Here is a 2,525-nt window from a genome sequence, read left to right on the forward strand (position 1 = left end):
TATGCGCGCGCTCCTCCTCGATCTACCGCCGAGTGCGCAGCCGAGGGTGGACGGCGTCGTGCCCGTGTCGCGGTCCACCTCGACGATCGCCGGGACATCACCCGCACGATACCAACGTTCGTTCGGCAACCACCACTTGATAATCGGCAGTAGCGGACGTTCCGGACGCACGAACGCCCCGAGATCATCTCGGGGCGTTCGATCTTCAGCTGGACCGTGCCGGCCGCTTCGGACCGACCCGTAAGCGGCATGAGCGCGCACAGCTGGCAGCTATACGGCGACCTGCCCGTTGATCTTCAGCTGCCTGCACGAGCCGGTTCGGTGAGCGCGGGGTGCGGTATGAGAGGGAGTGTGGATGGAATCAGTTGGTCCAGAAGAAGATGGTGTCCGGGTTGTACCAGTCGAGCTCTTCTTCCTGACTACGCACCCATTCGTCATGCTCGAATTCGAGTCCCTTCGTCAAGACCTCGAGATCGTCGACGAAACCCTTGTCGATCTTGTCGATTACCGCCCGATAGGCATCGGCAACGTCCTTCGCTCGAGACAACGACAGGTGGCCAACTTCCGGATACCCCTCCAACGAGCCTGGTATGCGGAACGGAATCTCGATGGGTGGCCCAGCGAACAGGTACTGGAAGGGCCGTAGTTCTTGGGGTACACCGCAACGTCCCAGCTCGTCGTCCAATTCGCTGAAGTAGACAATGGGATTGCGGAAGCACCCGACCTCCACGGGATCGGAACTGTTGCAGGCGATGATGAGTTGGAGCGCCGTGTTGTACGCACAGCCCGCCCATTCGCCCGCAGCGTCAGCCCGACCCTCGATGAGGTGGTCGAGGGCGTCGGGGATGGACAGATCCCAGAAGATGTCAAGGAAATCGAGATCGTCCTGGTAGACGACGGCGCGCTCCCTCATGATGCCGAGGAGGCGGAGTTGTTCTTCATCGAACGACGTTGCGCCCAGGAACGATAGAACATCGTTCCTGGCGGCAATGCGCAACTCGACACAGTGGCTACCCATGTACCAATGATCGCAACGGACTCTGACAACGACGCAGGACGATGCTCGGTCATCGGCATGAGCGGACGTTCCGCGGCGCAACAGGTTCCGGCCAGCGTCGCCCCGCGCTGGCCGGTCCGGTCAGCGCGGTATGCGGCACTACAGGATGTTCTCCGCCTCGGCCTGGCCGACAGCGGACCCAGTATGGGCATGTGAGGGGTGTGTCGCGTCAGGCCTGCATTTGGACTCCGGCCAACAAAGTGGTGGTGCCGCCGGGTGGAGGGGATCGACCCGGCGACATCTGTTCCCACACTGCGACATCTACCCCACTACCCACGGCAACCAGACACACCGCGGCCAGTAATCGGCAGGCTTCAAGCTTGAATCGAGGTGCTCGGAGTTGACCGCGTTACCGAGTTTCTGGCCTGTCATTCAGCTCGGAGGACTGGGCGGAATCGAAGGAGGATCCGTAAAGAGCCTTACCGGAACCGAAGGAAGATCCAGCTCCTTACGGGCTGATTCAACGAATCGCTCCAAGGCCTCGCGGGCCGGCACTCGTGCCTGATTCCAGGCTTCCTGAGTCGCGAGTTGCCGTTCAACCGCCGAGTAGAAGAGCGCTCCGATGGCGTCATCGAGTTGCGTTGCCGAAGTTACTACCTCCGCCGATCCGTGCAACCAAATCGCCGCGACCGCACTGTCCCATGCGGCGAACACGCCGGTTCTGGTGTGTTCGATGAGAGCTTGGAGCGCTGTGGAGTTCGAGTCGGTAAGAGCGATGATTCGGATCGCCTCGTAGCTGGCTTGGAACTCTTCGGCGAGACGCTGGTAGCAGGCGGTCTTCTGATCCCGTCGCCATCGAGTGGACTCTGACTTCGTATCCCAGAGACGCCCGATCGCGAGTCCCACGATCCCTGTAAGCGCTGCCAGTAGTGCTGCAGTCACGAGTCCCCCAAATCGCCGGACTGATCACGGGCCGCCCGGACAGAGTTCATTCTATGAGTTGACTGGACGAATCTGGCGCGATCGATCGCCGAAATTGCCCAAGACGATGGTTGGCCGAGCGTTCGTAAATGTAAGGGCCGTATCGGTTTTCAAGTCCCGGGTATTGGCGTCCAGGCGTCGAGACGCCAATCGCGCGTCCACATGTCAACCCCTACACGCTGGCACTGACCGCCTGCGAAATCCTCCGTCGACTACACGACATTCGGCAGTAGTAGACGTTCCGCCGGCCTCGGATCAGCACGGCCAGTTGATCTTCCGATGCTCCGCGCTGGCGGGTTCGGTCAGCGCGGTCAGCCCACAGTGAGTGCGTTGGTGGGTGAGCAGCGGCCGTGAAATCGGTGGCGCGATTCCAAGACTGCTGCCGAGGATGTTCTGATGGCGAGTGTGTTTGAGGGTCATGCTGTTTCGCGCGAGGATCGAGTCGAGGTCAGCGCCGCTGCCGGGGTGGTGCGGGGCAGTTGGGATGGCGCGGTCGCGGTCTTTCGAGGGATCCCCTATGCCGAACCTCCGGTCGGGCCTCGACGCT

3 protein-coding genes are annotated in these 2,525 nt (G+C 61.5%); 1 reads left to right on the top strand and 2 read right to left on the bottom strand.

The features are described from left to right. Positions 1–361 precede the first annotated feature (361 nt). Positions 362–997, bottom strand: a complete 636-nt coding sequence (locus AB0L60_RS42380; RefSeq protein WP_364626619.1) for a hypothetical protein — start codon at positions 995–997, stop codon at positions 362–364. 78 nt (positions 998–1,075) lie between these two features. On the opposite strand from AB0L60_RS42380, the gene AB0L60_RS42385 reads away from it, so the two are divergent. Continuing rightward, positions 1,076–1,213, top strand: coding sequence for a hypothetical protein (locus AB0L60_RS42385; protein ID WP_364626622.1), 138 nt, complete (start codon positions 1,076–1,078; stop codon positions 1,211–1,213). Positions 1,214–1,429: 216 nt separating this feature from the next. On the opposite strand, the gene AB0L60_RS42390 is transcribed toward AB0L60_RS42385, so the two are convergent. Beyond that, the gene (locus AB0L60_RS42390) at positions 1,430–1,939 is read right to left on the bottom strand and encodes a hypothetical protein (RefSeq protein ID WP_364626625.1); all 510 of its coding nucleotides are present in this window, start codon (positions 1,937–1,939) and stop codon (positions 1,430–1,432) included. Between the last annotated feature and the right edge of the window lie 586 nt (positions 1,940–2,525).

This window comes from Nocardia sp. NPDC051981 (genome assembly GCF_040680715.1).
Classification (GTDB): Bacteria; Actinomycetota; Actinomycetes; order Mycobacteriales; family Mycobacteriaceae; genus Nocardia.